Raw genomic sequence first — 7,026 nt, forward strand, 5'->3', positions numbered from 1 at the left:
GTCCACGAGTCGTTCGAGGGCGGCACTCTCGCTGAGGGCGAGGGAGATCATGCCGCCCTTGCCGGCGAGGTGGGTGGCGATGGACTGGCTGCGCAGGGCCACGACCCGAGCGGCGTCGTCCAGAGTCAGCGCCCCGGCGACGTACGCGGCGGCGATCTCGCCCTGGGAGTGGCCGATGACGGCCTGCGGCGTCACGCCGTAGTGCTGCCACACGCGGGCCAGGGACGCCATGACGGCGAAGGTGACGGGCTGGACGACGTCGACCCGCTCCAGTGAGGGCGCACCCGGCGTCTGCCGGACGACGGCCTCAAGGGACCAGTCGACGTACGGGGCGAACGCGGTCTCGCACTCGGCCATCGCGGCGCCGAACTCCTGTGATGAGTCGAGGAGGTCGGCGCCCATCCCGGCCCACTGCGTGCCCTGGCCGGGGAACANCGGCGAAGGTGACGGGCTGGACGACGTCGACCCGCTCCAGTGAGGGCGCACCCGGCGTCTGCCGGACGACGGCCTCAAGGGACCAGTCGACGTACGGGGAGAGTGCGGTCTCGCACTCGGCCATGGCTTCCGCGAACTCCTTCGATACGTCGAGGAGTTCGGCGCCCATCCCGGCCCACTGCGTGCCCTGGCCGGGGAACACGAACGCCACGCGACCGAGGTCGGACGCCGTGCCGCGTACCAGCCCCTCCGGCATCCGCAGGGCGTCCCGCAAAGCCTCCCGGCCGTTGCCGACCGCGACCGCGCGGTACTCCATCGCCGTGCGCCCGTCGAGCAGTGCACGGGCCGCCGCGGCCGGGTCCAGGTCCGTACGGCTCTCCGCGTACGCGGAGAGCCGTCCGATCTGGGCGTCGAGCGCGGCGGGGGTCTTCGCGGACACGAGCCACGGCACGACACCGGCCGGGGACTCGACGGCCTCCGTCGCCTCGGAGGCGACCGGGGCCTCTTCGATCACCACGTGGGCGTTCGTGCCGCTGATGCCGAAGGAGGAGACTGCCGCCCGGCGCAGTCCGCCGTCGGTCTTCTCCGGCCAGTCCACGGCCTCCGTGAGGAGCTCGACCGTGCCCGCCGACCAGTCGATCTGGTCCGAGGGCTCGTCCACGTGGAGCGTCTTCGGAAGCAGCCCGTGGCGCATCGCCTGGACCATCTTGATCACACCGGCGACACCGGCCGCGGCCTGCGTGTGCCCGATGTTCGACTTCAACGCGCCCAGCCGCAGCGGCTGTTCGCTGCCGCGCTCCCGCCCGTACGTGGCGATGAGCGCCTGTGCCTCGATCGGGTCGCCGAGGCGCGTACCCGTGCCGTGCGCCTCGACGACGTCCACGTCGCCCGCCGCGAGCCGGGCGTCGGCCAGGGCGCGCCGGATCACGCGCTGCTGCGACGGGCCGTTCGGGGCCGTGAGGCCGTTGCTCGCGCCGTCCTGGTTGACGGCGCTGCCGCGGACGACCGCGAGGACGCGGTGGCCGTTGCGGCGTGCGTCCGACACGCGCTCCACCAGGAGGACGCCGGCGCCCTCCGCCGGGCCGAAGCCGTCCGCCGACGTGGCGAACGCCTTCGACCGGCCGTCCGCGGCCAGGCCGCGCTGCCGGCTGAACTGGACGAAGAGGTCGGCGTTGGGCATGACCGTGACGCCGCCGGCGAGGGCCATGTCGCACTCGCCCTTGCGGAGGGCCTGCACGGCGAGGTGCAGGGCGACGAGCGACGACGAGCACGCCGTGTCGACCGTCAGGGCCGGTCCGTCCGTACCGAGGACGTACGCGATGCGGCCGGACAGGAAGCCCAGCGCCGCACCGCTGACCAGGTGGCCCTCCAGCTCCGGCGACTGCAGGGCCGTGCTCTGGCCCGAGGTGTAGCCGGTGTGCCAGCCGCCGACGAAGACGCCGAGACCGCTGCCCTTCAGGGTCGTCGGGTCGATGCCGGCGTGCTCGATCGCCTCCCACGCGGTGGTGAGGGACAGTCGCTGCTGCGGGTCCATGGCGAGGGCCTCGCGGGGCGAGATCCCGAAGAAGTCGGCGTCGAACTCACCCGCGTCGTGCAGGAATCCGCCGGACCGGCAATACGTCCGTCCGGAGGCGTCCGGGTCCGGGTCGTACAGCCCCTCGACGTCCCAGCCGCGGTCCTCAGGGAACTCCGAGATCGCGTCCCCGTCCCCGGCCACCAGCTGCCACAGGTCCTCCGGCGAGGCGACACCGCCCGGCAGGCGGCACGCCATGCCCACGATCGCGATCGGCTCGTGCGTGCGTCCCTCGATCTCGCGCAGACGCTTGGTGTTCTGCTGCAGCTCGGCGGTGACGCGCTTGAGATAGTCGCGGAGCTTGTCTTCGTTGTTCGCCATGGCTCCCGTTCTCGCCTGTCCGTTCCGTGTCTGAGGGGCTGGTGGTGCCTGTGGTGCCTGTGGGCTGGTGTGCCGGGGGGGTGTCGGTCAGGTCAGGAGTCGGAGTCGCCCAGCTCCCTGTCGATGAAGGAGAAGAGGTCGTCGTCGGACGCCTCGTCCAGGTCGGTGGCGTCGTCGCCGTCGTCCCCCAGGGCCGCGGCCAGCGCCCTGAGCCGGGCGGCGAGCTCCGGACGGCCGCCGGCGGCGGGCGCGAGGGAGGCGAGGACCCCCTCCAGCCGGTCGAGTTCGGCGAGGGCCGCCGCGGTCTGCCGGTCCGTGGCGGAGCCCTCGATGCCGGATCCGGATCCGGATCCGGACGCGGACCCCGATCCGTCCGCCCAGGCCGCGCCCGCGCCCGCGGCGAGTTCGTCGAGCAGGTGCGCGGCGAGCTCTCCGGGTGTCGGGTGGTCGAAGACGAGCGTGGCCGGGAGCCGCAGTCCGGTGGCCGCGTTGAGGCGGTTGCGGAGTTCGACGGCGGTCAGGGAGTCGAAGCCGGTGTCGCGGAAGGCGCGCTCGGTGTCGACCCGGCTCGGGGTGCCGTGTCCGAGGACGGTCGCCACGTGCGTACGGACGAGGTCCCGCAGGTGTGCGGCCCGGTCGTCCGCCGTCATCGCGGCGAGCCGCCCGGCGAGGTCCGTGTCCCCCTCGGCGGGGCCGCCGGCGGCGGTCCTGCGCTGGTTGACCGGCGCGCCGCCGGCCCGCGCCCCGCGGGTGAGCCCGCTGAGCAGCGGCGCCAGCATGCCGTCGCGCTCCTGGGCGCGGAGCGCGGTGACGTCCAGGGCGATCGGGACGAGCGCCGGGTCGTCGCGGCGCATCGCCGCGTCCAGGAGGGACAGGGTCAGCGCGCTGTCCATGGGCGTCGCCCCGGAACGGGCGAGCCGCGAGCGGTCGGTGTCGCTCAGGCCGCCGGTCATGCCGCTGTTCTCGGCCCAGAGGCCCCAGCCGAGGGAGAGGGCCGGGAGCCCGGCCGCCCGGCGGCGGAAGGCGAGGGCGTCGAGGGCGGCGTTGGCCGCCGCGTACGCTCCCTGGCCCGCTCCGCCGAAGACGGCGGCGGCGGAGGAGAACATGACGAACGCCGCCAGGTCGGAGGCGGAGGTCAGCTCGTCGAGGAGGAACGCCGCGTCGACCTTGGGACGCAGGACGTGCTCCACGTCCGCCGTCGTCATCGACGGGACCGTTCCGTCCGACAGGACGCCCGCCGTGTGGACGACCGCGGTCAGCGGGTGCTCGGCCGGAACCCCGGCCAGCAGCCCGGTGAGCGAGTCCCGGTCCGCCACGTCACACGCGGCCACGGACACCTCCGCACCGAGAGCCTCAAGACCTGCCACCAGCTCCGCCGCGCCCGGCGCGTCCGTACCGCGACGGCTCACGAGCAGCAGGCGCCGCACGCCCCACTCGCTCACCACGTGCCGGGCCACGATGCCGCCCAGCGCGCCGGTGCCGCCGGTCACCAGGACCGTCCCCTCCGGGTCGAGACCCGACGGCATGGTCAGGACGACCTTGCCCGTGTGACGCGCCTGGCTGACGTGCCGGAAGGCGTCGCGGGCGCGGCGCACGTCCCACGCGGCCACGGGGAGGTGCTCCAGCACGCCGCTCTCGAAGAGGGCGAGTACCTCGGCGAGCATCTCGCCGATCCGCTCCGGCCCGGCCTCGCCGAGGTCGAACGCGCGGTAGCCGACGCCGGGGTGGTCGGCGGCGACCTTCTCCGCGTCGCGCACGTCGGTCTTGCCCATCTCCACGAAACGGCCGCCGGGACCGAGCAGGCGCAGCGACGCGTCGACGAACTCGCGGGCGAGCGAGTTCAGGACGACGTCCATGCCCGCCCCGCCCGAGGTCGTGCGGAACACGGCCTCGAAGTCGAGGTCGCGGGAGGAGCTGATGTGCGCGTCGTCCAGACCGAGGCGGCGCAGGGCCTCCCACTTGCCCGGGCTCGCCGTGCCGTGGACCTCCACGCCCCAGTGGCGGGCGAGCTGCACGGCGGCCATGCCCACGCCGCCGGCGGCGGCGTGGACCAGGAGGCGCTCGCCGGGCTTGACGTCCGCCAGGTCGCGCAGGGCGTAGACGGCCGTCAGGAACACCACCGGCACGGAGGCGGCCTGGGCGAACGTCCACCCCTCGGGCATCCGCGCCACGGTCCGCGCGTCGGCGACGACGACCGGGGCGTACGCGCCGGAGAGCAGGCCCATGACGCGGTCGCCGGGGGCGAGGTGCGTGACGCCGGGGCCGGTGGCGGTGACGACGCCGGCGCCCTCGGTGCCCATCAGCGCCGGATCGGGGTACATGCCGAGGGCGATCAGGACGTCACGGAAGTTGAGACCCGTGGCCCGTACGGCGATGCGGACCTGGCCGGGACCGAGCGGTTCCGGTGCGAGGGAGTCGGCGTCGCCGGGCGCGGCCGCGAGGCTCTCCAGGCTGCCGTCCGTACCGGGCTCCAGGCGCCAGAGGGCCGGAGCGGCGGGAAGCGGCAGAGCGGCGAGGCCGCCGGCCGCGCCGGACGCGGTGGCCCGCGCCAGCCGGGGGACGAGGAGCGCGCCGTCGCGCACGGCGAGCTGCGGCTCGTCCGAACCGAGGGCGGCCGCCAGGGTGTCGCCGAGCGCCCCACCGGAGAGGTCGAGCAGGACGATCCGGCCCGGGCTCTCCGTCTGCGCGGACCGGCCCAGACCCCACACGGCGGCCTGACCGGTCGACAGCAGCGCGTCGCCCGGACGGGCGGCGACCGCGTCACGCGTCACGAGCACCAGACGCGCGTCGGCGAACCGCTCGTCGGCGAGCCAGGCCTGCATCAGCCCGAGTGCCCCGTGCAGGGCTTCGCGGACGTGCTCCGGCCCACCGGGGCCGGGAGCGGGGCAGGCCGCCAGGACGGTCGTCGGGGCCGGGGTCCCGCCCGCGCCGACGGCCTGCGCCAGGGCGGCGAGGTCGGGGAAGGCGAGGACGTCGGTGCCGCCGGCGCGCAGCGCCGCGGCGAAGCCGTCGGCGTCGGCGCCCAGCACGACCGTGCCGGGCAGCGCCGCCTGCGCGGCACCGTCCCAGGCGGTCCACTCCAGGACGTGCAGCGAGTCCGGCGTCGGGTCGGCGAGCGCCGCCAGTTGCGCGGGGTCGACGGGAAGCACCGTGAGGGAGTCCGCGGCGAGTACCGGCTGCCCGGTGGCGTCGGCGGCGGTCAGGGACACGGTGTCCGGGCCGACCGGGGCCAGCCGCACCCGCAGGGCGGTGGCGCCGACCGCGTACAGCGAGAGCCCGCTCCAGGCGAACGGCAGACGCGTGCCCTCGCCGAACGCCCCGCCCGCGCCCGCCGCCTGCACGGCGGCGTCGAGCAGCGCCGGGTGGAGACCGAACCGCGCGCCCTCGGCACCGGCGACCTCGGTCGGCAGGGCCACGTCGGCGAACACCTCGTCGCCGCGCCGCCAGACACCACGGACGCCCTGGAAGAGGGGGCCGTAGCCGTAGCCGCTCGCCGCGAAACGCTCGTACAGACCGTCCACGTCCACCGGCTCGGCGCCCGCCGGGGGCCAGGCCTCCGTGTCGGCGGCGGGCGTGGCGTCCTGCGTGCGGACGGCCAGCACACCGGTGGCGTGGCGCGTCCACACCGCCTCGCCCGACGCGTCCTCGGGGTGAGCGTAGAGGGCGAAGGTACGGCGACCGGACTCGTCGCCCGCACCGACGGACAGCTGCACGCGGACCGCGCCGCGGCGGGGCAGGACGAGCGGCGCGTCGAGGGTGAGCTCCTCGACCAGATCGCAGCCGGCCTGGTCCCCGGCCCGGAACGCCAGCTCCACGAAGGCCGTCCCCGGCAGCAGTACGGTGCCGGACACCGCGTGGTCCGCCAGCCAGGGGTGCGTACGGAGGGACAGGCTGCCCGTGAGCAGGCAGCCGTCGGAGTCCGCGAGCGGAACGGCCGCACCGAGCAGCGGGTGCTCGGCCGCCCCGAGACCGGCGGAGGTGATGTCACCGGTGGCGGAGAGGTCGGGCTGCGGCCAGTAGCGCTCGGTCTGGAAGGCGTACGTGGGGAGGTCGGCGTGGGTGGTCGCGACGGGCAGGAGCGGCGTCCAGTCCACGGGGAGGCCGTTGGTCCACGCCTCGGCGAGGGAGGTGACGAGGCGGGTCTGTCCGCCCTGCTCGCGGCGGAGGGTGCCGAGGCCGGTGACGGTCTCGGGGAGTGCCATGGTGAGGACGGGGTGGGCGCTGACCTCGACGAAGTGCGTGAAGCCTTCGTCGGCGGCGAGCGTCGCGACCGCCGGCGCGAAGCCGACGCGGTGGCGGAGGTTGCGGTACCAGTAGGCGCCGTCCAGGACGGGGCCGGTGATCCATGCGCCTTCGAGGGTGGAGAAGAATGGCACGCGGGGGGTCTGCGGGTTCAGCCCGGCGAGGACTTCGGCGAGCTCGGCCTCGATGATCTCGACGTGGGGGCTGTGGGAGGCGTAGTCGACGGGGATGATCCGCGCGCGGATCCCGTCGGTCTCACAGGAGTTGGCGAGTTCCTGGATCTGGATCGGGTCGCCCGAGACCACGGTCGCGGTCGGCCCGTTGACCGCCGCCACGGACAACCCGTCGAAGTGCACGAGTCGTTCGAGGGCGGCACTCTCGCTGAGGGCGAGGGAGATCATGCCGCCCTTGCCGGCGAGGTGGGTGGCGATGGACTGGCTGCGCAGGGCCACGAC

At 74.9% G+C, this 7,026-nt stretch carries 2 protein-coding genes and 1 pseudogene; all 3 read right to left on the reverse strand.

Translation table 11 applies throughout. From position 1 onward, the window contains the following. Window positions 1–402 (reverse strand): acyltransferase domain-containing protein (locus ASC82_RS30910; RefSeq protein WP_277914772.1); only part of this gene is annotated, 402 nt, incomplete at its 3' end. 33 nt (window positions 403–435) lie between these two features. Then, window positions 436–2,329 (reverse strand): annotated as a pseudogene (locus tag ASC82_RS30915) (type I polyketide synthase); the annotation flags it as partial. A gap of 92 nt (window positions 2,330–2,421) precedes the next feature. Continuing rightward, the coding region (locus ASC82_RS04435) for an SDR family NAD(P)-dependent oxidoreductase (RefSeq protein ID WP_157863434.1) at window positions 2,422–7,026 on the reverse strand (4,605 nt) is incomplete at its 5' end.

It is taken from the genome of Streptomyces sp. Root431, from assembly GCF_001426585.1.
Classification (GTDB): domain Bacteria; phylum Actinomycetota; class Actinomycetes; order Streptomycetales; family Streptomycetaceae; genus Streptomyces; species Streptomyces stackebrandtii.